At 64.2% G+C, this 23977-nt stretch carries 23 protein-coding genes; 11 read left to right on the forward strand and 12 right to left on the reverse strand.

Translation table 11 applies throughout. From position 1 onward, the window contains the following. Positions 1–3 precede the first annotated feature (3 nt). From MUU55_RS14530 to MUU55_RS14550, 5 genes are all read right to left on the reverse strand, one after another. Positions 4–963, reverse strand: coding sequence for a 2-hydroxyacid dehydrogenase (locus MUU55_RS14530; protein ID WP_244761572.1), 960 nt, complete (start codon positions 961–963; stop codon positions 4–6). Between the two features lie 11 nt (positions 964–974). Further along, the gene (locus MUU55_RS14535; protein ID WP_244761442.1) at positions 975–2609 is read right to left on the reverse strand and encodes an ABC transporter ATP-binding protein; all 1635 of its coding nucleotides are present in this window, start codon (positions 2607–2609) and stop codon (positions 975–977) included. After that, positions 2606–3745, reverse strand: a complete 1140-nt coding sequence (locus MUU55_RS14540; RefSeq protein WP_244761443.1) for an ABC transporter permease — start codon at positions 3743–3745, stop codon at positions 2606–2608. Before MUU55_RS14540 ends, MUU55_RS14535 begins: the two co-directional genes overlap by 4 nt. Continuing rightward, a complete protein-coding gene (locus tag MUU55_RS14545) occupies positions 3745–4821 on the reverse strand; it encodes a microcin C ABC transporter permease YejB (protein WP_244761444.1) in 1077 nt (358 codons plus the stop codon). The genes MUU55_RS14540 and MUU55_RS14545 overlap by 1 nt, the downstream gene beginning before the upstream one ends. 160 nt (positions 4822–4981) lie before the next feature. Further along, positions 4982–6826 carry an extracellular solute-binding protein gene (locus tag MUU55_RS14550; RefSeq protein WP_244761445.1) on the reverse strand — a complete coding sequence of 615 codons (1845 nt, stop codon included), beginning with the start codon at positions 6824–6826 and terminating at the stop codon, positions 4982–4984. A gap of 181 nt (positions 6827–7007) precedes the next feature. Here MUU55_RS14550 and mepA point away from each other — a divergent pair, with 181 nt between their 5' ends. From mepA to MUU55_RS14580, 6 genes are all read left to right on the forward strand, one after another. After that, positions 7008–8078, forward strand: a complete 1071-nt coding sequence (gene mepA / locus MUU55_RS14555; protein WP_244761446.1) for a penicillin-insensitive murein endopeptidase — start codon at positions 7008–7010, stop codon at positions 8076–8078. A gap of 96 nt (positions 8079–8174) precedes the next feature. Then, positions 8175–8555 carry a methylglyoxal synthase gene (locus tag MUU55_RS14560; protein ID WP_244761447.1) on the forward strand — a complete coding sequence of 127 codons (381 nt, stop codon included), beginning with the start codon at positions 8175–8177 and terminating at the stop codon, positions 8553–8555. A gap of 63 nt (positions 8556–8618) precedes the next feature. Then, positions 8619–9644, forward strand: coding sequence for a glucokinase (locus MUU55_RS14565; RefSeq protein ID WP_244761448.1), 1026 nt, complete (start codon positions 8619–8621; stop codon positions 9642–9644). Between the two features lie 120 nt (positions 9645–9764). Continuing rightward, positions 9765–11567, forward strand: coding sequence for an ABC transporter ATP-binding protein (locus MUU55_RS14570; RefSeq protein WP_244761449.1), 1803 nt, complete (start codon positions 9765–9767; stop codon positions 11565–11567). 9 nt (positions 11568–11576) lie between these two features. Further along, complete coding sequence (gene dapB, locus MUU55_RS14575) at positions 11577–12395, forward strand: 4-hydroxy-tetrahydrodipicolinate reductase (RefSeq protein ID WP_244761450.1); 819 nt, start codon at positions 11577–11579, stop codon at positions 12393–12395. Positions 12396–12421: 26 nt separating this feature from the next. Then, positions 12422–13057 (forward strand): 2,3-bisphosphoglycerate-dependent phosphoglycerate mutase, encoded by a 636-nt coding sequence (locus MUU55_RS14580; protein ID WP_244761451.1) that lies wholly within the window; start codon positions 12422–12424, stop codon positions 13055–13057. 58 nt (positions 13058–13115) lie between these two features. On the opposite strand, the gene MUU55_RS14585 is transcribed toward MUU55_RS14580, so the two are convergent. Together MUU55_RS14585 and MUU55_RS14590 are read right to left on the reverse strand one after the other, a co-directional pair. Continuing rightward, positions 13116–13988, reverse strand: a complete 873-nt coding sequence (locus MUU55_RS14585; protein ID WP_244761452.1) for a methylated-DNA--[protein]-cysteine S-methyltransferase — start codon at positions 13986–13988, stop codon at positions 13116–13118. Between the two features lie 69 nt (positions 13989–14057). After that, entirely contained in the window at positions 14058–14558 is a 501-nt protein-coding gene (locus MUU55_RS14590) for a DUF2244 domain-containing protein (protein ID WP_244761453.1), read from the reverse strand. A 22-nt stretch (positions 14559–14580) separates the two neighbouring features. Between MUU55_RS14590 and nth the strand changes: the two genes are divergently transcribed. Further along, positions 14581–15336 (forward strand): endonuclease III, encoded by a 756-nt coding sequence (gene nth, locus MUU55_RS14595; RefSeq protein ID WP_244761454.1) that lies wholly within the window; start codon positions 14581–14583, stop codon positions 15334–15336. Here nth and MUU55_RS14600 read toward each other — a convergent pair. After that, entirely contained in the window at positions 15326–15898 is a 573-nt protein-coding gene (locus MUU55_RS14600; RefSeq protein ID WP_244761455.1) for a TetR/AcrR family transcriptional regulator, read from the reverse strand. The two genes, nth and MUU55_RS14600, sit on opposite strands and share 11 nt — an antisense overlap. 135 nt (positions 15899–16033) lie before the next feature. Here MUU55_RS14600 and MUU55_RS14605 point away from each other — a divergent pair, with 135 nt between their 5' ends. Then, the gene (locus tag MUU55_RS14605; protein ID WP_244761456.1) at positions 16034–16459 is read left to right on the forward strand and encodes a VOC family protein; all 426 of its coding nucleotides are present in this window, start codon (positions 16034–16036) and stop codon (positions 16457–16459) included. On the opposite strand, the gene MUU55_RS14610 is transcribed toward MUU55_RS14605, so the two are convergent. Next, on the reverse strand, positions 16442–17167 hold the full coding sequence (locus MUU55_RS14610) for a sulfate transporter family protein (RefSeq protein WP_244761457.1): 726 nt from the start codon (positions 17165–17167) through the stop codon (positions 16442–16444). The two genes, MUU55_RS14605 and MUU55_RS14610, sit on opposite strands and share 18 nt — an antisense overlap. Before the next feature lie 157 nt (positions 17168–17324). Here MUU55_RS14610 and MUU55_RS14620 point away from each other — a divergent pair, with 157 nt between their 5' ends. Continuing rightward, on the forward strand, positions 17325–19358 hold the full coding sequence (locus MUU55_RS14620) for a HAMP domain-containing methyl-accepting chemotaxis protein (RefSeq protein ID WP_280518948.1): 2034 nt from the start codon (positions 17325–17327) through the stop codon (positions 19356–19358). Between the two features lie 17 nt (positions 19359–19375). Here MUU55_RS14620 and MUU55_RS14625 read toward each other — a convergent pair whose 3' ends face one another. Both MUU55_RS14625 and epmA read right to left on the reverse strand, forming a co-directional pair. Beyond that, the gene (locus MUU55_RS14625; RefSeq protein ID WP_244761458.1) at positions 19376–20431 is read right to left on the reverse strand and encodes a lysine-2,3-aminomutase-like protein; all 1056 of its coding nucleotides are present in this window, start codon (positions 20429–20431) and stop codon (positions 19376–19378) included. Beyond that, positions 20428–21492, reverse strand: coding sequence for an EF-P lysine aminoacylase EpmA (epmA, locus tag MUU55_RS14630; protein ID WP_244761459.1), 1065 nt, complete (start codon positions 21490–21492; stop codon positions 20428–20430). The genes MUU55_RS14625 and epmA overlap by 4 nt, the downstream gene beginning before the upstream one ends. Before the next feature lie 150 nt (positions 21493–21642). Here epmA and efp point away from each other — a divergent pair, with 150 nt between their 5' ends. Together efp and MUU55_RS14640 are read left to right on the forward strand one after the other, a co-directional pair. After that, positions 21643–22212 (forward strand): elongation factor P, encoded by a 570-nt coding sequence (gene efp / locus MUU55_RS14635; RefSeq protein ID WP_244761460.1) that lies wholly within the window; start codon positions 21643–21645, stop codon positions 22210–22212. Positions 22213–22386: 174 nt separating this feature from the next. After that, complete coding sequence (locus MUU55_RS14640; protein WP_244761461.1) at positions 22387–23379, forward strand: adenosine kinase; 993 nt, start codon at positions 22387–22389, stop codon at positions 23377–23379. On the opposite strand, the gene MUU55_RS14645 is transcribed toward MUU55_RS14640, so the two are convergent. Beyond that, positions 23372–23911 carry an SH3 domain-containing protein gene (locus MUU55_RS14645; RefSeq protein ID WP_244761462.1) on the reverse strand — a complete coding sequence of 180 codons (540 nt, stop codon included), beginning with the start codon at positions 23909–23911 and terminating at the stop codon, positions 23372–23374. The two genes, MUU55_RS14640 and MUU55_RS14645, sit on opposite strands and share 8 nt — an antisense overlap. Between the last annotated feature and the right edge of the window lie 66 nt (positions 23912–23977).

A 23977-nucleotide genomic window follows, 5' to 3' on the forward strand; every position in this document is an offset into this window, starting at 1 on the left:
ATCTTAATAGCCTGCGTTTCGATCGACGAGGTGTTCGAGCGGCTTGCCACCTTCGAGACGTTCGATCTGCTGTTCCACATGGCGGAAGAGCGCTGCGACATCCGAGGCCGCTGCCGCATGCGGCGTCAAAAAGGCCTTGTCCATCGACCAGAGCGGGCTTTCGAGCGGCAGTGGCTCCTGCTCGAACACGTCGAGTGAGGCGCCATGGAGCGTGCCGTCATTGAGGCTCGCGACGATATCGCCCTCGACCTGGCTGCCGCCGCGGCCGGCATTGATGAAAACCGGTGCGCCGAACGGGCCTTTGCGGCTGAGGCGTGTGAAGAGGCCGGTGTTGAAGATGCCCTTCGTATCCGGCGTCAGCGGCAGCAGACCGACGAGGATATCGCTCCTGCCGAGGAAGGTATCGAGACCGCTGTCGCCAAATGTCTCGAAACCCTCGACCTTGCGGCCGCTCTTCGACCAGCCGATGACATTGAAGCCGAGCGTCCTGAGCTTTTTCGCCGAATCCTGTCCGAGCACGCCGAAGCCCATGATACCGACGGTGAAATCCTTGGCCTCGGGCTGCGAAAGCTCGCGCCAGATGCGCTTGTCGCGCTGTGCTTCGTAGAGCCGGTGCTGGCGCATGTGCAGGAGGCACTGCATGACCACCCATTCGCTCATGCGCGTCGTCAGCGTGTCATCGACGAAGCGGACGAGCGGCACGTCCGGCAGGCCCGGCAGCGTCAGCACGTGATCGACGCCCGCGCCGCCTGAAAATACGACCTTCAGATCCTTCGCCCGCGAAAAGAGATCGGCACCCGGCTTCCAGACCACGGCATAGTCGATGCCGGAGAGATCGCGCTTGCGATGGATCGGATGCAGCAGGTTGACGACCTCGCGGTCCGGAAAGGCCCCCTTCAACGCCGCTGCAACCTCCTCCTGATCGAATTTCAGATCGATGATCACAGGGCTTTTCATGGGCAGTCTCTTCTTGGCTACTGATGGATGCTCTCGGCCCTGACGGCTTCGAGATTGAAGGCGGCGGCCATGAGGGCCTTGGTATAGGCCTCCGTAGGACGCTCGATGATGTCTTTCGCCGGCCCCTTTTCCACGACGCGCCCGGCGCGCATGACGATGATGTCATTGGCGAGCGCTCGCACGACCTTGAGGTCGTGGCTGATAAAGAGGTAGGCGAGATTGTGCTTGGCCTGGAGATCGCGCAGCAGCTCGACCACCTGCGCCTGCACGCTCATGTCGAGCGCGGAGGTCGGCTCGTCGAGCATGACGAATTCGGGCTTCAGCACCATGGCGCGCGCAATCGCGATGCGCTGGCGCTGGCCACCGGAAAATTCATGCGGGTAGCGCCAGCGGGTCGATGCGTCGAGGCCGGTTTCCTCCAACGCCGATGCCACACGATGGTCGCGCTCGGCCTCCGACAGCGCGGGCTCGTGGATCTTCAGGCCTTCGGCGACGATATCGGCCACCGACATACGCGGCGACAGCGAGCCGAAGGGATCCTGGAAGACGATCTGCATGCGCCGGCGCAGCGGGCGCATCTCGGCGAAGGAGTGGCCGGCAATGTCCTGCCCGACGAAGGCGATGCGGCCCTGCGAGGCGATGAGCCGCGTCAGCGCGAGGCCGAGCGTCGTCTTGCCGGAGCCGGATTCGCCGACGACGCCGAGCGTATGGCCGGCGCGCAGCGTGAGATCGATACCGTCGACCGCCTTCACATGATCGACGACGCGGCGCATGAAGCCCGCCTTGATCGGGAACCACACCTTGACGTCGTCGGCCTCGATAATGACGGGCTGGCCGGCATCGCCCGGCCGCGGCTCGCCCTTCGGCTCCGAGGCGAGCAGGTGGCGCGTATACGCATGCTGCGGATTGGAGAAGATCTCCTCGACCGGGCCGGTCTCGACAATCTTGCCCTTGGTCATCACGCAGACCCGGTCGGCGAATTTCCGGACGATACCGAGATCGTGGGTGATGAAGAGCATGGACATGCCGTGCTCTTCCTTGAGTTTCTTCAGGAGCTCGAGGATCTGCGCCTGCACGGTCACGTCGAGCGCGGTCGTCGGCTCGTCGGCAATCAACAGTTCCGGGCGGTTGGCGAGCGCCATGGCGATCATGACGCGCTGGCGCTGGCCGCCGGACAGTTCGTGCGGATAGGCGGCGAGGCGCTTTTCCGGCTCGCGAATGCCGACCTGGTTCAGCAGCTCAAGAATCTTGGCGCGTGCAGCGACGCCTTCGATGCCCTGGTGCAGCTTGAGAATCTCGCCGATCTGCCGCTCGATCGAATGCAGCGGATTGAGCGAGGTCATCGGTTCCTGGAAGATCATCGTGATGTCGTTGCCACGCACGGCGCGCAGCGTCGCATCCGACGCGTTCAGCAGGTCCTTGCCGTTGAAACGGATTTCGCCGGAGGGGTGACTGGCGGCGGGATAGGGCAGGAGCTTCAGGATGGAATTGGCGGTCACCGACTTGCCGGAGCCGGATTCGCCGACCAGTGCCACGACCTCGCCGCGGTGAATGTCGAAGGACACCTGATCGACGGCAAGCGAGGTCTTGCCGCCCTGGTGGAAGGCGACCGACAGGTCTTTGACGGACAGGAGGATTTCGCGTGTGCTCACCGGAAGGTCTTCCTCGGATCGAAGGCGTCACGCGTCGCTTCCCCGACGAAGATCAGAAGCGACAGCATGACGGACATGACGACGAAGGCGGTGATGCCGAGCCACGGCGCCTGAAGGTTGTTCTTGCCCTGCGCGATCAGTTCGCCCAGCGACGGCGAGCCCGGCGGCATGCCGAACCCTAAGAAATCGAGCGAGGTGAGCGTGGTAATCGAGCCCGAGAGGATGAAGGGCAGGAAGGTCAGCGTCGCCACCATCGCGTTCGGCAGCAGATGCCGGTACATGATCGTGACATTGCCGACGCCGAGCGCGCGGGCGGCCCGGACATACTCGAAATTGCGGGCGCGCAGGAATTCCGCGCGCACCACCCCGACGAAGCCGACCCAGGAGAAGAGCAGCATGATGCTGAGCAGAATCCAGAAGCCGGGCGGCAGGATGGCGGCAATGATGAGCAGGATATAGAGCACCGGCATCGACGACCAGATCTCGATGAAACGCTGCATCAGAAGATCGGTCCAGCCGCCGAAATAGCCCTGCACGGCCCCGGCCGTCACGCCGACAATGGCGGACGCGATGGTGAGCGCCAGACCGAACAGAACCGAGATGCGGAAGCCGTAGATGGCGCGGGCGAGCACGTCGCGCGCCTGGTCGTCGGTGCCGAGCCAGTTGAGATTGCTGATCGTGCAGTTCGGATCGTTCACGCCGCCGGGATAACCGGCGCAGCGCTCTTCCTTCGACATCAGCCAGAAGGGTTTCGTCGGGGCGGAATGCGGGATGTTCGAATTGGTCGAGCTGTAGGAATAGCGGATCGGCGGCCAGATCATCCAGCCGTTGGCATTGACCTCTTCCTGAATGAAATCGGAGCGGTAATCGGTCTCGGCCAGGAAGCCGCCGAACTTTTCCTCCGGGTAGTCGATCACGACCGGGAAGAGCAGTTCACCCTTGTAGGAGGCGATGATCGGCCGGTCGTTGGCGATGCCCTCGGCAAAGAGCGACAGCACGAAGATGACGAGGAAAATCCAGAGCGACCAGTAACCGCGCCGGTTTGCCTTGAAATTTTCCCAGCGTCGAAGATTGGTCGGGTTGAGCAGCCCCTTGCGCGGGGGGGCGACCGGCTTTGCGTCTATCACGGCGCTCATCACACATCCCTCCGGTCGAAATCGATGCGGGGGTCGACCCAGGTGTAAATGAGGTCGGAGATGAGGCTGACGACGAGGCCCATCAGCGAGAAGATGAAGAGCGTGGCGAAGACGATCGGATAGTCGCGCCGCACGATGGAATCGTAGCCGAGACGGCCGAGGCCATCCAACGAGAAGATATATTCGATGAGCAGCGATCCCGTGAAGAAGGCCGAGATGAAGGCGCCGGGGAAGCCGGCGATGATGATCAGCATGGCATTGCGGAAGACGTGACCGTAGAGCACCTGCCCCTCCGTCAGCCCCTTGGCGCGCGCCGTCGTGACATACTGCTTCTTGATCTCGTCGATGAACGAATTCTTGGTGAGCAGCGTCGTCGTGGCGAAGGCGGAAAGCAGCAGCGTGATCAGCGGCAGCGTCATGTGCCACATATAGTCGAGCGGCTTCTGCCACCAGGCGAGACTGTCGAAATTGTCCGACACAATGCCGCGCAGCGGGAACCAGTCGAGGAAGGACCCGCCGGCGAAGAGCACGATGAGCAAGATGCCGAACAGGAAGCTCGGCACCGCATAGCCGATGATGATGATGCCCGAGGTCCAGACATCGAAGGCCGAACCATCCGACACCGCCTTCTTGATGCCGAGCGGGATGGAGATGGCGTAGGAGAAGATCAGGATCCACACGCCGAGCGAAATGGAGACCGGCATCTTCTCCGCGATCAGATCGACCACCGAGGTGTTGCGGAAGAAGCTCTCGCCGAAATCGAAGCGCATATAATCCCACATCATCGTGAAGAAGCGCTCGAGCGGCGGCTTGTCGAAGCCGAACTGCTTTTCCAGCTTGGCGATGAATTCGGGATCGAGCCCCTGCGAGCCGCGATAGGCGCCCTCGCCGCTGGCATTCTGCAGCATGTCGCCACCGCCGGAGAGACGGTCGCCCGCGCCCTGGTTGGTGAGGTCGGAAATGACCTGCTCGACCGGGCCGCCCGGTGCGAACTGCACGATGGCAAAGGAGATCGCCATGATGCCGAAGATGGTCGGGATCATCAGCAGGAGACGACGCAGGATATAGGCGCCCATCAGCGACGCTCCACCGGAAGGACGCGCCCGTCTGCGGCACGCCGCCGCTTCGATATCCTGTCGATCAAGCCCAAACCTTCTCGTTTTGCCACCGCTATCGGCAGCGGTGATTCGCTGTCGCTATATGGAGCCCAGCCGGCTTTGCGGCGCAAGCCCCGGCTCATTTCGCGGCGGTTTTCGACCACCAGACATTCGGGAAGCCGAGCCCGTAATAGGGAAGCTCCGCCGGGCGCACGAGATTGTTCCAATAGGCGATGCGCTGCGCCTTGGCGTAGAACAGCGGCACGACATAGTGATGGGCGAGCAGCACGCGGTCGAGCGCATGGGCGGTCGCCACCAGCTCGTCGCGGTTCGGCGCGAAGATGATGCGGCGGATGAGATCGTCGATCGCCGGATCGGAAATGCCGGCATAGTTCTTCGAGCCCTGCTGGTTGGCCGAGGCCGAGCCCCAATAATCACTCTGCTCGTTGCCCGGAACGAGCGATTGCGCCCAGATGCCGTAGATCATGTCATAGTCGAAGCTGCGCGTGCGGTTGGTATATTGCGAGGCATCGACGGTGCGGATGCGCGCATCGACGCCGATCTTCTTCACGCTGTTGACGAAGGGTGTCACCGTGCGCTCGAAGGAGGGATTGGAGAGCAGGATTTCGAAGCCGAAGGGTTCGCCCGTCTTCACATTGACCAGCTTGCGGTCCTTCAACTCGTAACCGGCCTCTTTGAAGAGGTCGAGCGCCTTGCGCAGGTTGGCGCGCACCTTCTGCGGGTCGCCGTTGACGGGATTGGTATAGGGCGTGGTGAAGACGTCGGCGGGGACCTTGTCCTTCAGCTCCTCGAGGATTTCCTTCTCGCGCCCTTCCGGCAGGCCGGAGGAGGCCAGTTCCGTGCCCCAGAAATAGCTGTCGACGCGCTGGAAGGCGTTATAGGCGAGGCTGCGATTCAGGTCCTCGAAGTCGAAGGCGTAGTTCAGCGCCTCGCGCACCTTCTGATCCTTGAACTTGTCGCGGCGCAGGTTCGGCACGAAAGCCTGCATGATGCCGGTGGCACGCAGCGGGTTCTCGATCTCCTCGCGCACCACGCGCCCGTCCTTGGCAGCGGGGAAATCGTAGGAGGTCGCCCAATGGCTGGCGCTGTTGTCCTGGTAGAACTGGACATTGCCGGTGCGGAAGGCTTCGAATTCGACGGTCCTGTCACCAAAGAACGTATAGCTGATCGTGCCGAAATTGTTCTGGCCGACATTCACATTGAGGTCCTTGCCCCAATAGTCGTCGCGCCGTTCGAAGCGGATGGAGGCGCCGGCCTGGAAGGCACCGATCTTGTAGGGGCCGGAGCCCATCACCGGCTCCAGCGTCGTGCGGCTGATATCGCGCTTGTTGCCCTTGTCGTCCGTCCCCTCCCACCAATGCTTGGGAATGACCGGGAACTGGCCGAGAATGTTCGGCAGTTCGCGGTTGTTCTTCTCGTCGAAGCGGAAGGTGATGTCGCGATCGCCGGTCTTTTCCGCCGAAGTCACATGGCGATAATAGTTGGCATAGAGCGGGTTGTGCTCCTTCAGCTTTTCGAAGGAGTAGATGACGTCCTCCGGCGTCACCGGCTGCCCATCCGCCCATTTCGCCTCCGCGCGCAGACGGAAGGTCGCGGACGAGAAGTCATCGGGATAGGAAACACCCTCGGCGAGCAGACCGTAGGAGGCAGTGATTTCGTCCTCGGCCGATTTCAGCAAGGTATCGAAGACGAGCGAGCCGACGCCCGTCGCCGCCTCGCCCTTGGAGAGGATGAGGTTGAACGTGTCGTAGGTGCCGGTTTCGGAGAGTTTCAGCTCGCCGCCTTTCGGCGCGTCGGGATTGACATAGTCGAACCGCTCGAAGCCGTTGGGGTGCTTCAGCTCGCCGATGGTCGATATGCCGCTGCGCCAGACCGGGCTTGCGGCATCCTGCGCGACGACGCCCGTTGTCAGTGCAAGCGACAGAGCCGCCGTGACCAAAATTCTCCCGAAGGCTGCCTGCATGCCACTTCCCTTTCCAATGCGTTTGCCGAAGCATGCAGCGAAGAATAGGCAAAATCCGGGCAATTGACAGGCCTGCCATGAAAGCGGCGGTTTTTGCCGCCCCTATCCGACACGACGATTCACTTCCGCGAAAGGATGATCCTTTAACCTTTCGCAACGATTGCGACTTCGAGACCCGCCAATGCCTCTGCCCTCCAAGCTTACCCGCCTCATCCCGTGCCTGATGGCCGCCGGCCTCGCGCTGACCGCCCTTGCCGCCCCCTCCGCTGCCGAGGACCAGCCGGCCAAGGAACTGTTCGGCGCCAAGCGCCTGCCGGCGAAAATGGCGGCGAGCCCCTACGGTTCCTATGCCAAGGGCTGCATCGCCGGCGCCGTGGCGATCCCGACAGATGGTCCGGCCTGGCAGGCGATGCGCTTGTCGCGCAACCGGCGCTGGGGTCACCCGCAGATGATTGCCCTGCTGGAAGAGTTTTCCCAGGATGCCCAGAAGCTCGGCTGGCCGGGCCTTCTGCTCGGCGACATCTCGCAGCCGCGCGGCGGACCGATGCTGTCAGGCCATGCCTCGCATCAGGTCGGCCTCGACGCCGATATCTGGTTCACGCCGATGCCGGACCACCGCCTGTCGGCGCAGGAACGCGAAAAGCTGCCCTTCACCTCCATGCTCGACAAGAGCAAGTTCCTGACCGTCGATTCGCGCCGCTGGACGGCGACCCATGCCAGGCTCGTCATGAAGGCGGCAAGCTATCCGCAGGTCGATCGCGTCTTCGTCAACCCGGCGATCAAGAAGAAGCTCTGCGACACCTGGCAGGGCGACCGCGCGCTGCTCGGCAAGGTGCGGCCGATCTACGGCCATGACGAACACTTCCATATCCGCATCAAGTGCCCGGAGGGGGCGGCCGGCTGCAAGCCGCAGGCCCGCGTGCCGGCCGGCGACGGTTGCGACGCCTCGCTTGCCTGGTGGTTCACCAAAGAGCCCTGGGCCAAGCCGAAGCCGAAGAAGGACGACAAGCCCGTAAAGCCCTGGTATCTGACGATGGCGAACCTGCCCAAAGCCTGCGGCACCGTGCTGGCCAGCGCCTCGCCGGCCTCCGAGCAGGAAGTGACCTATCAGGGCAATGGCGGCGTCTCCTCCACTGCGCTTGCCTTCTCCGGCGGCGGTGACACACCGGCGAGCAGCATCGAAGCTGTTATCGCCAACGATACGGCGCTGCCCGCCATCGTGCCGATCCCGATCCCGCGGCCATTCCAGTAAGACACCTTCGGCGGCGGGGCTTTTCAAGGCCCCGCCGCTTTTGTATAAGGCGATCAAATCGATTTAAATTTCCCCGTCGAGCCCACGAGGAACGCCATGTCCCGCCGCAAATGCATCGCCCTCATCGCCCATGACGAGAAGAAGGACGACATGGCGGATTTCGCGCAGCGCAACGAAAAGGTGCTGGCGCAGGCGAAGATCGTGGCGACCGGCACGACGGGCGGCAAGGTGCTGGAAGCCTGCCCCGGCCTCGACGTCACGCGTCTCAAGAGCGGCCCGCTCGGCGGCGACCAGCAGATCGGCGCGCTGATCGCGACCGGTGAGGTGGACGTGCTGATCTTCTTCGTCGATCCGCTCACCCCCATGCCGCATGACGTGGACGTCAAGGCGCTGATGCGGCTTGCCATCGTCTACGACATTCCGATGGCGCTGAACCGCGCCACGGCCGAACACCTGCTCGACTTCGCCGCCGATTGACGGCACTGTTGAGCCCGGATAGGCGATGAGCCAAATCACGACGCGAAAGAACGGGATAGCTTGATGGCACGGCCTGGCGATAACGAGACCAACCTCCCCTTCCCCATTCTCGTCGGCGATATCGGCGGCACCAATGCGCGCTTCGCGCTGCTGCTGGACGCCTTTGCCGAACCCAAGCAGTTCCCGATCGTCCAGACGGCCGATTTCGCCAATATCGACGATGCCCTGCAGAAATGCATCCTCGACACGAGTTCGGTGCAGCCGCGCTCGGCGATCCTGGCGCTTGCCGGCCCGATCCAGGGCGACGAGGTGCCGCTGACCAATTGCCCCTGGGTGGTGCGCCCGCGCGACATGATCGCCAATCTCGGCTTCGAGGATGTGCTGCTCGTCAACGATTTCGAGGCGCAGGCGCTCGCCGTCGCCTCGCTTGGCGATGCCGACCGGGAAAAGATCGGCCCCGGCATCGAGCGCAACGCGGCCTCTCGCACCGTGCTCGGCCCCGGTACCGGCCTTGGCGTCGCCGGCCTCGTTTATGCCCGGCACAGCTGGATTCCGGTTCCCGGCGAAGGCGGCCATGTCGATGTCGGCCCGCGCAGCGAGCGCGATTACCGCATCTGGCCGTTCCTCGAGCCGATCGAGGGCCGCATCTCCGCCGAGCAGCTGCTCTGCGGTCGCGGCATCATGAACATCTACCGCGCGATCTGTGCCGCGGACGGCATCGACGCCACGCTCGAAAAGCCGTCCGACGTGACGGCCAAGGCGCTGGCGCAGGGGGACCGTGCAGCGGTCGAGACCGTCTCGCTGTTTTCGACCTATCTCGGCCGCGTGGCCGGCGACATGGCGATGATCTTCATGGCCAAGGGCGGCGTATTCCTGGCCGGCGGCATCTCGCAGAAGATCCTGCCGGCGCTGCGCGGCCCGGAATTCCGCGCCGCATTCGAGGACAAGGCACCGCACAGTGCGCTGCTCAAATCCATCCCGACCTATGTGGTCACCCATCCGGTCGCAGCGCTTGCCGGTCTCGCCGCCTTTGCCCGCATGCCGGACCGTTTTGGTGTTGCAACCGAGGGACGCCACTGGAAAAGGTGAGGCCTTCGGCAGCACTTGACGCCGCCGCGGACTCGCCAAAGGCCGACCGACACCCTATAGAGCGGCCAAAGCGCCGGTTTCGTCCGGCCGCCCGAGAGATCGTGCAGGAAAGTCAGTCTATTGGCCGATAAGAGTCGTCCCGAGCGCCCCCACGTCAGCTCCGACACCGTCACCACCGTGCTGAAGCGTGTCATCGCCGAGAACGGTCGCGACCACATCAAGGGGTATGCTCTGGCCGTGCTCAGCCTCGCCATCGTCGCCCTGACCACGGCCTTTACCGCCTGGATCATGGAATCGGTTGTCAACGAGGCCTTCGCCAACAAGCGCGCCGACCTCGTCATCCTGATCTGCGGCTCGATCTTTCTCGCCTTCGTGCTGCGCGGCTTTGCCACCTATTTCCAGGCCGTCATTCTCTCGAAGATTGGCAACAACATCGTGGCGCGCTATCAGCGCCGCCTCTATTCGCATCTGATGGCGCTCAGCGTCGGCTTCTTCTCGGAATCGCGCTCGGCCTATCTCGCCGCCCAGATCAGCCAGAACGTCACCGGCATCCGCGACGTGCTGAACATGACGGTGACGTCGGTCGCGCGCGATTTCCTGACGCTCGTCGCGCTCATCGGGGTGATGCTGTCGAAAGACTGGATCCTGACGCTGATCGTGTTCTTCGTCGCCCCGCCGCTGCTCATCGGCCTGCGCTACGTTTCCAAGCGCCTGCGCAGCGCCACGCGCGAATCCGTCGAACTGAACAGCCATGTGCTCGGCGCGATGCAAGAAACGGTGCAGGGCATCACCATCGTCAAGGCTTTCACCATGGAAGCCCAGCTGAAGGACAAGGTGGAAGGCATCATTGCACGGGCGGAAAACCGCTCGAACCGCATCGCCCGCCTGTCGGAACGCACCGCCCCGATGACGGAAGCCTTTGCGGGCTTCGCCATTTCGGGCGTGCTGGGGTACGCCGCCTACCGCTCGATCTACGGTGGCATCCTGCCCGGCGCCTTCTTCTCCTTCGTGACGGCGCTCCTGATGGCCTATGAGCCGGCCAAACGTCTGGCCCGTCTGCAGGTCTCGCTGGAGCGCGCGGTCGTCAATGCCCGCATGATCTACGAGATTCTCGATCTCAAGCCCCGCCAGGCCGACCGGCCGGATGCCAAGGCGCTGGCCGTTACCGATGCCACCATCACCTTCAAGGATGTACGCTTCGGCTATTCGGACAACGAGACGATCCTCAAGGGCCTGAACTTCACCGCCGAGGGCGGCAAGACCACGGCGCTCGTCGGCCCCTCCGGCGCCGGCAAATCCACCGTCATCAGCCTCATTCCGCGCTTCTACGACCCGGCGGAAGGCGAGATCCTGATCGACGGGCAGGACATCGCGCATGTGACCAAGCAGTCGCTGCGCAACGCCATCGCCTATGTCTCGCAGCAGCCCTATCTGTTCGAGGGCACGATCCGCGACAACATCCGTTACGGCCGGCCCGAGGCGACGGATGCCGAGATCGAGGAAGCCGCGCGCCACGCCTATGCGCATGATTTCATCCTCGCGCAGCCGCTCGGTTACGAAACGCCGGTCGGCGAAAACGGCGTGACGCTGTCCGGCGGCCAGCGCCAGCGGCTGTCGATTGCGCGTGCGCTGGTGCGCAATGCGCCGATCCTGCTGCTCGACGAGGCGACCTCGGCGCTCGACACGGAATCCGAGCAGGCCGTGCAGAAGGCGCTGGACGAGGCGATGAGCGGACGCACCGTCGTCGTTATCGCGCACCGTCTGTCGACCGTCGTGCGCGCCGACAAGATCATCGTGATGCAGGATGGCGCGGTCGCCGAGGAGGGCTCGCACGCGACGCTTGCGAGCCGCGAAAACGGCCTTTACGCTCGCCTCAACAGCCTGCAGGCGCCCGTCGCAAACACCGACAAGAATGCAGAATAGGAAGAGCACATGAGCGGCACCGCAATGAAGCTGGTCGTCGTCGGCGCCGCCGGCCGCATGGGCCAGACGCTGATCCGCACCATCCACGCCATCGAGGGGGCGGAAGTGTTCGCCGCCGTCGAGCGCGAGGGATCGCCCTTCATCGGCCGCGATGCGGGTGAACTCGCCGGCCTCGGCCCGATCGGCGTTGCCATCACCGACAAGCCGCTTGAAGCTTTCGTGGCCGCCGAAGGCGTGCTCGACTTCACCGCTCCCGCCGCGACCGTCGAGTTTGCAGGGCTGGCCGCGCAGGCGCGCATCGTGCACGTCATCGGCACCACCGGCTGCTCTTCCGAAGACGACGAGAAGATCAAGGCGGCTGCCCGCCATGCCCGCATCGTCAAATCGGGCAATATGAGCCTCGGCGTGAACCTGCTCGGCGTGCTCACGCAGACCGCCGCCCGCGCGCTCGGCCCTGCCCACTGGGATATCGAGGTGCTGGAAATGCACCACAAGCACAAGGTCGACGCGCCCTCCGGCACGGCGCTCCTGCTCGGCCAGGCCGCCGCCAAGGGGCGCGGCATTTCGCTGGCCGACAATTCCGTGCGCGTGCGCGACGGCCATACCGGTGCGCGTCCCACGGGCACGATCGGCTTTGCCACGCTGCGCGGCGGTTCCGTCATCGGCGAACATTCCGTCGTCATCGCCGGCGAAGGCGAGCTAGTGACGCTGTCGCACAGCGCGACCGACCGCTCGATTTTTGCGCGTGGCGCGGTGCAGGCAGCACTCTGGGCGCGCGACAAGAAACCCGGCCTCTATTCCATGCTCGACGTGCTCGGGCTCAACTGATCTTTTTTCAATCGGGAGAACACTTCATGAGCGGAACCCTCGTCCTCGTTCGCCACGGCCAGAGCGAATGGAACCTGAAAAACCTCTTCACCGGCTGGCGCGATCCCGACCTGACCGAACTCGGCGTCGAGGAAGCCAAGACCGGCGGCAAGGCGATCGCCGAGACCGGCATCACGTTCGATATCGCCTTCACCTCGGACCTTTCCCGCGCTCAGAAGACGCTGAAGATCATCCTCGACGAGATCGGCCAGCAGGGTCTGGAAACGATCCGCGACCAGGCGCTCAACGAGCGTGACTATGGCGACCTCTCCGGCCTGAACAAGGACGATGCCCGTGCTAAGTGGGGCGAGGAGCAGGTGCATATCTGGCGCCGTTCCTACGACATCCCACCGCCGGGCGGCGAGAGCCTGCGCGACACCGGCGCCCGCGTCTGGCCCTATTACCTCACGGAAATCCTGCCCCGCGTGCTGCGCGGCGAAAAGGTTTTGGTCGCCGCGCACGGCAACTCGCTGCGCTCGCTGGTCATGGTGCTAGACAAGCTGACCAAGGACGAGATCCTGAAGCTCAACCTCGCAACCGGCGTTCCGATGGTCTACACGCTGAACGCCGATTCGACCGTCAAGACCAAGGACGTCCTCGGCGACATGTCGGGCGCGCACTGAGCAGTTTCCAACATCTTCCCAAATGAAAAGGCCGGCATCGCTGCCGGCCTTTTTCGTTTCAGGCCTTGCCCGATTCCCAGCCGAGCATCGCCCGCTTGCGCGTCAGGCCCCAATGGTAGCCGGTGAGCGCGCCGCTCTTGCCGAGCGCGCGGTGGCAGGGCACGACGAAGGAGATGGGGTTGCGGCCGACGGCAGCACCCACGGCGCGCGAGGCGGTGGGCTGGCCGAGCGTTTCGGCAATCGAGGAATAGGTGACGGCGCAGCCCATGGGGATGCGCAAGAGCGCCTCCCAGACGCGGACCTGGAAATCCGAGCCGATCAGCACGATACGCAGCGGCGCCTTGGGATCCCAGCGGGTCGGGTCGAAGATGCGCTCGGCATAGGCAGCGGTCGCTTCGCTGTCTTCGACATAATGGGCGTTCGGCCAGCGTGAGGACATGTCCTCGAAGGCATCCTCGCCACCGGGCTCGTCGGCGAAGGCAAGGCCGGCAAGACCGCGGTCGGTGATCATGACGAGCGCACGGCCGAAGGGCGACGGATGAAAACCGTAGCGGATCGTCAGGCCGGCGCCGCGCGCCTTCCACTCCCCCGGCGACATGGCCTCGTGCGTGACGAAGAGATCATGCAGGCGACTCGGGCCGGAGAGGCCGACCTCGAAACTGGTTTCGAGCAGCGGCAGCTCTTCCTGGCGCAGCAGGCGCTTGGCGTGATCGAGTGTCACAGCTTGCAGAAAGGCTTTCGGCGAGAGGCCGGCCCAGCGAGTGAAGGTCTTCTGCAGTTGCGTCGGCGACTGGCCGAGACGGCCGGCAATGTCGTCCAGACCGGGCTGGTCGCGATAGTCGTCGGTGATCATCTCGATGACCTGACGGACGGTCGTGTAATCATCGCCCTCGGGCGTGATGTCGGTTTGCAAAGTCGCGGCAATGTTCATCGCTTTTCTCCTGTGCCGCCAGAAAACCATGGCGCGCGCGGGCTCGCCACCCGATTCCTGCCAATCCCTTCAATAGCCGCGCTTGACACGCGCCAAGGCACCGGAAAAGGCCGAAGCGAAGCGCTCCCGATCGTCGAGCGGCAGGAAGGTGCCCACATCGGTCTCGCGGCCATTGCCCCGCACATGCATGGCGGTGATACCGATCTTGGCCTTGCGCGACACCTGGAAACGCGCCCAGAACGGGTTGAAGACATGCTCCGTCTCGCGGCCGGACGGGCTGATCTTGCGGATGGAAATGTTGGTGCGCGACAGCGACACCACCTCACGCGCCCTGGCCGCCCGGTTGTTAAGCCAGAAGGCGCCGAAAAGGATCAGGAAATCCGCGCCGAAGAACAGCACCACGGGCCAGGCGCCAGAGATCATGAACACCGCCATATGGGCGAAGCTGAGCGCACCGGCGATGAGGAAGAAGATGCGGTGGCCGTTGCGTCCGAGCGACCGGTAGGGGTGCAGCTCGGCCGAGAAGACCGGCAGGTCGTTCATCGTGATGTCAGCGTTGCCTTGCGTCATGGGCGGGGATTATAGAAGCACGATGGAAAACGGAAAGATCAAAAAGACGGCGGCCCCGCGCCGCAAGGCACCGGCCCGGCCGAAAAGTCTCTATTCGCAGGACGAACTGAAGGAGATCTTTCGCCGCTTCTCCATCCAGCGGCCGGAGCCGAAGGGGGAGCTCGAGCATGTGAACCCGTTCACGCTCGTCGTCGCCGTCGCCCTTTCCGCGCAGGCGACGGATGCGGGCGTCAACAAGGCGACCCGCGCGCTCTTTGCCATCGCCGATACGCCGGAAAAGATGCTCGCGCTCGGCGAGGAGACGGTGCGCGATTACATCAAGACGATCGGCCTTTACCGCAACAAGGCGAAGAATGTCATCGCGCTCAGCCAGATGCTGGTCGACCGCTTCGACAGCGAGGTGCCGCGCACCCGCGAGGAGCTCATCATGCTGCCCGGCGTCGGGCGCAAGACGGCGAATGTCGTGCTCTCCATGGCCTTCGGCCAGGCGACGATGGCGGTCGACACCCATATTTTCCGCATCGCCAACCGGCTGCGCCTCGCCCCCGGCAAGACACCCGACGAGGTGGAGGAGAAGCTGATGCGCCTCATCCCCGACGAGTATCTCTACCACGCCCACCACTGGCTGATCCTGCACGGGCGCTACTGTTGCAAGGCCCGCCGGCCCGAATGCGAGCACTGCGTCATCGCCGATCTCTGTCGATCGCCGGAAAAGACCTGCGACGTGCCGGCGCCCCTGGTGGAACTGCCGGCCCAGCTGTTCGGCCCTACGCCCTGAGACCGTCGATCAGGTCGGCAATCGCCGCCTCATAGGCCTTGCGGTCCGCTCCCGCCTCGATGGCGATGGCCGCACGGTCGAAGGCGGCGGAGAGCAGGTCCGTCAGCGCCTGAAGTTTTTCGGCGCCTACATGTGGCCCGAGCAGCTCGGATAGGCCGGTTTTCAGCGTACCCTCGGCATTGTCGCGGTCGATGGCGCCCATGGCCTCGAAACCGAGGACGGCGGGGGCCTCCAGCAGCAGAAGCCGCGTGCGGCCGGGTTCGGCCATCGCATCGAAATAGGCGGCGGCACCGGACAGCAGCGCCTCGCACGGCGTACCCGAAGCGGTCGAGACCGTCTCGATCTGTGCGGCGACGGCTTGCGCCTCGCGCTCCAATGTGGCGAGAAACAGCGCCCGCTTGTCTTCGAAGTGATGATAGAGCGCGCCGCGTGTCACGCCGGCTTCCGCCACGATGTCGGGCGTCGCCGTTTCCGCATAGCCCTTTTCCACGAACAGCCGCCGCGCCGCCTCGATCAGAGCCAGCCGGGTCGCTTCCGTGCGTTCCTTGTTGCTGCGTGCCATCTTGCCTCTTTACATGCAAACTGAATGTATGTTAATTGATAGAAACGTGCAGACTGTATGTTTTTTCACGGCGCAATTCCAGCAAAAGTGTGAAGTGGTTTTGCTGGAATTGCACAGGAGACGAAAGGGAAAGCGATGAAAACGACCAGCTACTATCCCGTGATCATGACCGACGATGTCGCCGGCACCGCAGAATTCTACACGGCGCATTTCCGGTTCGAGGCGCTCTTCACCAGCGACTGGTACATCCACCTCCAGTCGAAGGAAGACGAGAAGGTAACGCTAGCAGTGCTTGACGGCAGCCATGAGACGATCCCGGCCGTGGGACGCGGCAAGGTCTCGGGGCTTCTGTTGAATTTCGAGGTGGAGGATGTCGATGCGGTCTATGACGCCGTGCGCGCCGCCGGGCTGCCCATCCTGCGCGACATCAGGGACGAGGATTTCGGCCAGCGCCATTTCATCACCGCCGATCCGAACGGCGTGATGATCGACGTGATCAAGCCGATCCCGCCGAGCGCCGACTATGCGGCCCTCTATGACGCATCAGTTCTGCCGCAGTGAGAAACCGGAATCCTTACGGCTCAAGGCCTTGTGGAGATGCACCATGAGGCCGGCCGCAAAGAGCGGCGTCAGCAGGTTGACGATCGGTATCGCCAGGAAAGCCGCAATCAGCAGGCCTGCGAGCAGCACCGTAGACCCGTGTTTGGCGCGAAACAGCCGTGCCTCCTGAGGCGGGCGGTAGCGCATGGCGGCGAACTCGAAAAATTCCCGGCCGAGCAGGTAGCCGTTGACCGCGAAGAAGGCGACAAGATTGACGCCCGGAATGAACAGTAGGAACAGCGCGATCAGGTTGCCGAGAATGACGATGCCGAGGAACTTGATCGAGCCGGCAATGGCTTGCCCCATCGGCAGGGCAACGCCCGGCTTTTCCGCGGGATAGTCGCGTTTCTCGATGACCTCGGCGACATCGTCAAGGAAGAAGCCGGCGATGATGGCCGTGACGGGCGCAAGCAACAAGGCAAGGCCAAGCGCCAGCCCGATGCTCGCGACGATGCCGAAGACGAGGGTCAGCCAGCCTGCCCAATCCGGCAGATCGGGCATGAAGGCTCCCGCAAGCCACGGCCAGGCGAAGGCGATGAAGGTTTCGCGCAGCCCGAACCAGATCACGACGAGGGCAAGCAGCGTGAGGCCCAGAACCTTCCAGAAGACGCCGCGCGTCTCAGGGGCGAAGAGATTGGCCAGCGAAAGCCGGGCAGCGTCGAAGATCATCGCAAACTCCTGTTCGCTCCCGCATGTAGGGTGTGGAAAAGCGCCCGGCAAGGCAGGCCTTCGCAACGCCTCATTAAGCCGGTGTTAAACGCCCGCGCCTAGACTCTCGCGCACTCGCACGTCGCCGTGCAAACACCATAAAAATCAGGGAACTGTCATGCGCAATGTCCGGATCAGCAGGCTGCTACCCGCCCTCTTCCTCCTCATGGTGGTGCTGGGCGGCCTGCAGGGCGCCGTCGCCTTCCGCTCGCTCTCGGCGATGACCGGCCATATCGAGCGCATCGGCACCGATCGCATGCCGCAGATGAGCAGCATCCTGCAGCTGAGCCATGCCTTTTCCGAGCTGAACGCCACCTATTCCGAACACCTGCTCTCGATGGATCCGGACGAGATCGGCCGCATCGAGGCGCGCATCAAGGAACGCGCAGACGCCTTTGCCGGCATGGTCGACCGCTATGGCGCCGCCAATACCGGCGACGCGGCGACGACGACCGAGGTGGACGGCATCAAGGCGACGCTGAAGACCTATCTCGACGAATCCGCCAAGCTCATCCAGTTCTCCGCCATTGCCGCCAAGGGGCCGGCGCTGGAAGTTTACAAAGGCCCGATGCAGGCGAGCGCCGATGCGATCACCGCCGCGCTGAACGACCTCGTCGCCCGCACCCAGAAGGTGACGGACGAGACTATCCTGTCGGCCCGCGCCGAGGAGGGCTCGGCCTTCGCGCTGACCTGGGCGTCGCTTGCCGCCGCCATGGGTATCGCGCTTGCCGCGATCTTCCTCGTCAACCGCCGCGTCGTGAAGCCGCTCAACGGCCTGGGTGCCGCGATGAAGCGGCTGGCCGAGGGCGACACGACCGTCACCATCCCGCATGCCGACCGCACCGACGAGATCGGCGAAATGGCCGGCACCGTCGCGATCTTCCGCGACAATGCCGCAGACCGCCAGCGCCTGGAGCGCCAGAGCGAGGACGATCGCCGCCGCGCCGATGGCGAACGCCAGGCCCGCGACGCCGAACGCACCCGCGACAGTGGCCGCGTGCAGGAGGCCGTGGCCAGCCTTGCCGACGCACTCGGAAAGCTCGCCGCCGGCGACATGACCTGCCAGATCGAAAAGCCCTTCGACGGCGATCTCGATCGCCTGCGCGAGGATTTCAACGCCTCGGTCTCGCGGCTCAGCGACGCGCTGCGCGAAGTGGGCGAAAACGCCCGCGCCATCGATGCCGGCGCCAGCCAGATCCGCGCCGCCGCCGACGACCTGTCGCGCCGCACCGAGCAGCAAGCCGCCTCCGTCGAGGAAACCGCCGCCGCGCTGGAAGAAATCACCACGACCGTCAAGGATTCCACCAAGCGGGCGGAAGAGGCCGGCGCGCTGGTCGGCCGCACCCGCACGGGTGCGGAAAAATCTGGCGAGATCGTGCGCCGCGCCGTTTCGGCCATGCAGGAGATCGAAAAGTCCTCCAGCGAGATCACCAATATCATCGGCGTGATCGACGAGATCGCTTTCCAGACGAACCTTCTGGCTCTCAATGCCGGCGTGGAGGCGGCGCGAGCCGGTGAAGCCGGCAAGGGCTTTGCGGTCGTCGCGCAGGAAGTGCGCGAACTGGCACAACGCTCCGCCAAGGCCGCCAAGGAAATCAAGGCGCTGATCACCACTTCGGGCGAGCAGGTACGCACAGGCGTGTCGCTGGTCGGCGATACCGGCCGCGCGCTCCAGACCATCGTCACCGAGGTGCAGGAGATCAACAGCCACGTCGTGGCGATCGTCGAGGCCGCACGCGAACAGTCGACCGGCCTTCAGGAAATCAACACCGCCGTCAATGCCATGGACCAGGGCACGCAGAAGAACGCCGCCATGGTCGAGGAGACGACGGCGGCCAGCCACGGCCTCGCCTCGGAAGTGCAGGCACTGAACGCGCTGATCGGCCGCTTCAACGTCGGCGGCAGCGCGGCTGCCGGCCGCTCCATGCAGGCACCGCATCTCCACATCGTGCCCTCCACCCCGGCCCCGCCGGTCGTCTCCGCGCCGGAACCTGCCGTCGCCCGCAAATCGCCCGGCCAATGGAACGTCAAGACCGCCAGCGCCAAATCCCGCCCGGTCAGCTCCCCGGCGCTCGCCCTCAGCGAAAAGCTCGCCGGCGCGCTCGGCGTGCGGCAGGAGAAGGGCAATGAAGGGGACTGGGAAGAGTTTTGAGAAAGGCCCTTAAGGCCTTAACTCTCTTTCGGCGGATAAAAATGCGTCTCGCCGCGAAAATCGCGCAGGCGGAAACAGCCGTCGTCCGCCTCTTCCACTGCCATGGAATCCGCCCGCACCTTGCCGTGGCCGCCGGGGATGTCAAGGATATAGGCGGGCTGGCAGAGGCCGGAGACGCGGCCGCGCAGGCGCTCCACGAGCGCCCGACCTTCGGCGAGCGACAGGCGGAAATGCGCCGTGCCGGGCGCGAGGTCCGGGTGATGCAGGTAGTAGGGCTTTATCCGGTTTTCGACGAAGGTGCGCATCAGCGCGGCCAGCACATCCGCGTCGTCGTTGACACCCTTCAGGAGCACTGTCTGGCTGATCATCACCAAGCCGGCATCGACGATGCGGGCGATGGCGGCGCGGGCGTCCTCGGTGAACTCGCGCGGATGGTTGGCATGCAGCGCCACATAGGTGGTCTTGCCGGAGGCCTTTAGCGCCTCGATCAGCGCGGCATCGATACGGGCGGGATCGACGACCGGCACGCGGGTGTGGAAGCGCACGATCTTCAGATGGTCGATCGCCGCAAGCCGCTCCATCATGTCGCGCAGCCGACGCGGCGACAGCACGAGCGGATCGCCGCCCGTCAGGATCACTTCCCAGATTTGCGGTCGGCCGGCGATATAGGCGATGGCAGCATCAAGTTCTGCCGGCGTCAGCGTGCCGAGGCCCTCCGGCCCGACCATCTCGCGGCGGAAGCAGAAACGGCAATAAACCGGGCAGACATGCACGGCCTTCAGCAGGACGCGATCGGGATAACGGTGCACGACGCCTTCGACGGGGCTATGCGCGAGGTCGCCGATCGGGTCGTCGCGCTCTTCCGGCAGCGTCACCAGCTCGGCCGCATCGGGTACGAACTGGCGGGCGATGGGATCGAACGGATCGTCGGCATCGATGAGCGCGACGAGCGGCGGCGTGACGGCGACCGCATAGCGCTCGGCAACGGCGGCGGTTTGCGCGCGCTTGTCCTCCCGCACGAGGCCGGCGGCGACGAGATCGTCCACGGTGGAGAGGCTGCGGGCCGCCGTCACGGCGCGGTCTCCGCGACCGGCGCCCAAATCACCTGGTCGATGCGCGACGCGCCCGTCGCCAGCATGACCAACCGGTCGAAGCCGAGCGCGATGCCGCTTGCCTCGGGCATCACCGCAAGGGCCGCCAGAAAATCCTCGTCGAGCGGATAGGTCTCGCCATAGACGCGGGCTTTTTCGGCCATTTCCAGCTCGAAGCGGCGGCGCTGCTCGGCGGCGTCGGTCAGCTCGCCGAAGGCGTTCGCCAGTTCCACGCCGCAGGCATAGAGCTCGAAACGCTCGGCAACGCGGCGGTCGTGCGGCGCGGGGCGGGCCAGGGCGGCTTCGGCCGTCGGATATTCGCAGAGAAGGGTGGCACGGCCGAAGCCGAGTTCGGGCTCGACCTTCTCCACCAGCACGCGGCTGAACAGGTCGGCCCAGGTGTCGTCTTCGGCCACCCGCAAGCCGGCCGTCCGCATGGCCGTGGCAAGCTTTTCGCGGTCCGTCACGCCATCGGGATCGATCGTCGCCAACAGGTCGATCCCGGCATGGCGCTGGAAGGCGGCCGCCACTGTCAGCCGCTCGGCCGCAAGCGTTGGATCGCAGGTGGCGCCACGATAGGTGAGCATCGAGGCGCCGGTGATGTCGGCGGCGAGCGCCAGCATGGCGCCGCAGTCTTCCATCAGCACGTCATAGGTCTCGCCGGCGCGATACCATTCCAGCATGGTGAATTCCGGATGGTGCAGCGGCCCGCGCTCGCGGTTGCGATAGACATGGGCGAAACAGGCGATGCGCCGTTCGCCAGCGGCCAAAAGCTTCTTGCAGGCGAATTCCGGCGAGGTGTGCAGATAGAGCGGCGTCTCCGCGCCCGAATGACCGATGGCGGCGGTCTGGAAGGCATGCAGATGCGCCTCGTTGCCGGGGGAAACCTGCAGCGTCGCCGTATCGACCTCGACGAAATCACGTGCGGCAAACCAGCCACGCAGCGCCGCCTGGATGCGGTTGCGGGCCAAAAGGAACGGCCGGCGGTCGGCATGGACGTCAGGCGTCCACCAGGGCGAGGGTTTTTGGCTTGTTACGCTCATGTGACAGGTTTCTTGGGCCTTGCCGGCGGGAAGACTGGTCTTTTGCCGTGATATAGGGTAGTTGCGGCCCCGAATACAGATTTTCAGCGTCCGGGAAGCGTCCTTAAGCGGTCCTCTACGACGCGAACCATCCACTTACAAGGAAGACTTATGGTAAAGATCATCGCCTCTTCCGTCCGCAAGGGCAATGTCCTCGAGGTCGAAGGCAAGCTCTATGTCGTGCTGACGGCGCAGAACTTCCACCCCGGCAAGGGCACGCCGGTCACGCAGATCGACATGCGCCGCATCTCCGACGGCGTGAAGGTCTCCGAGCGCTACCGCACGACCGAGCAGGTCGAGCGCGCCTTCGTCGAAGACCGCGAGCACAACTTCCTCTATGAGGACGGTGAAGGCTTCCACTTCATGAACCCGGAGAGCTACGATCAGCTCACCATGTCCCACGACGACATCGGCGACCTCAAGGCCTATCTCCAGGAAGGCATGACGGTCATCCTTTCGGTGCATGAAGGCGTCGCCATCGCCATCGACCTGCCGCGTCACGTCACGCTGGAAATCGCCGAGACGGAACCGGTTGTGAAGGGCCAGACGGCCTCATCCTCCTACAAGCCTGCGATCCTGTCGAACGGCATCCGCACGCTGGTTCCGCCGCACATTTCGGCCGGCACGCGCGTCGTTATCGCGACGGAAGACGGTTCCTACGTGGAACGCGCCAAGGATTGATCCGCTTTCGCGGACATCAAGCCGCCCGCCGGAAACGGCGCGGCGGCTTTTTTCTTTTAAACTCCGCAAAAACCATTATGACCAAATCCCGGCTCTTACTTTTTTGACGCATGCCGTTGCCGCAAAACCGCTAAACACTTTTGCGCGGCAGGCTTATCGAGACGGGACTTCCGCATGACCAAATTCGACGTGCTGACGGTCGGCAATGCCATCGTCGACATCATCGCGCGCTGCGACGAAAACTTCATCACGGACAACGGCATCATCAAGGGGGCGATGAACCTCATCGATGCCGAACGCGCGGAACTCCTCTATTCGCGCATGGGGCCTGCGCTCGAAGCCTCCGGCGGCAGCGCCGGCAACACCGCCTCGGGCGTTGCGAGCTTTGGCGGCAAGGCCGCCTATTTCGGCAAGGTGGCAAACGACCAGCTCGGCGACATCTTCATCCACGACATCCGCGCCCAGGGCGTGCATTTCGAGACGAAGCCGCTGGCCGGCCCGCCGCCGACCGCCCGCTCGATGATCTTCGTGACACCGGATGGCGAGCGCTCGATGAACACCTATCTCGGCGCCTGCGTCGAGCTTGGCCCCGAGGATGTCGAAGAGCAGGTCGTTGCCGAAGCCAAGGTCACCTATTTCGAAGGCTATCTCTGGGATCCGCCGCGCGCCAAGGATGCGATCCGCGAATGCGCCCGCATCGCGCACGCCCATGGCCGCGAAATGTCGATGACGCTGTCGGACAGTTTCTGCGTGCACCGCTACCGTGGCGAGTTTCTGGACCTGATGCGCTCCGGCACCATCGACATCGTCTTCGCCAACAAGGCCGAAGCGCTGGCGCTCTACGAGACGGAAGACTTTGAAGAAGCCCTGACGAAGATTTCTCAGGATTGCCGGCTTGCGGCGGTCACGATGAGCGAGGAGGGCTCGGTCATCCTGTCGAAGGGTGAGCGCACCAAGGTGGAGGCGATCAGCATTCCCGCGGTCGTCGACACGACGGGTGCCGGCGATCTCTATGCCGCCGGCTTCCTCTATGGCTATACCGTCGGACGGTCGCTTGCCGACTGCGGCCGCCTCGGCAGCCTGGCCGCCGGCCTCGTCATTCAGCAGGTCGGCCCCCGCCCGTTGCAATCGCTGGCCGCGGAGGCGAAGAAACTGGGCCTTATTTGAAGGCTTCGCCGGGATAGGCACCCCAGATCTCGTTCTGCGAGACCCAGCCGGCCGTGCCGTCCACTTCGGCGCGGCACCAGTCGCCGTTGCATTCACCGACCTTGACGACGACGCCGGGCTGGATCTTGGCCACCAACGTGGCATTCGACATGCCCTCACGGCGCATGTTGACGAAGATGTTTTCGCCCTTACCGCGCATCCACGGCGCGGTGACGGCGGTGCGCTCGCCTGACAACAATGCCTGGTTCACCCAGCCTTCCGTGCCGTCGGCATCGCGGATGCGGCGCCAGTTATCGTATTCCTGGATGATTTCGACCGGCACGCCCGATTTCAGGTACCGCCAGGCCACGGCATAATCGACGCTCGGACCGACGCGCAGGTTGACACTCTTTGCTTTCAGGCTGACGAAGCGCGGCAGCGGCAGGCCGCTCGGACCCTTTGCCGCCTGTGCATGGGCCGACTGAAGGCCGGCGACGGAGAGGAGGATGCCCGCAAGGGCGACAAGGCTGAGACGCACGACAAGGTTACGCATGGACGATCCGCACACATTTTTGAGGGGGCATCGGGCTGCCATGCCGGTCAGCGGTGGCAAATCGCG

The organism is Shinella curvata (genome assembly GCF_022899935.1).
Taxonomy (GTDB): domain Bacteria; phylum Pseudomonadota; class Alphaproteobacteria; order Rhizobiales; family Rhizobiaceae; genus Shinella; species Shinella curvata.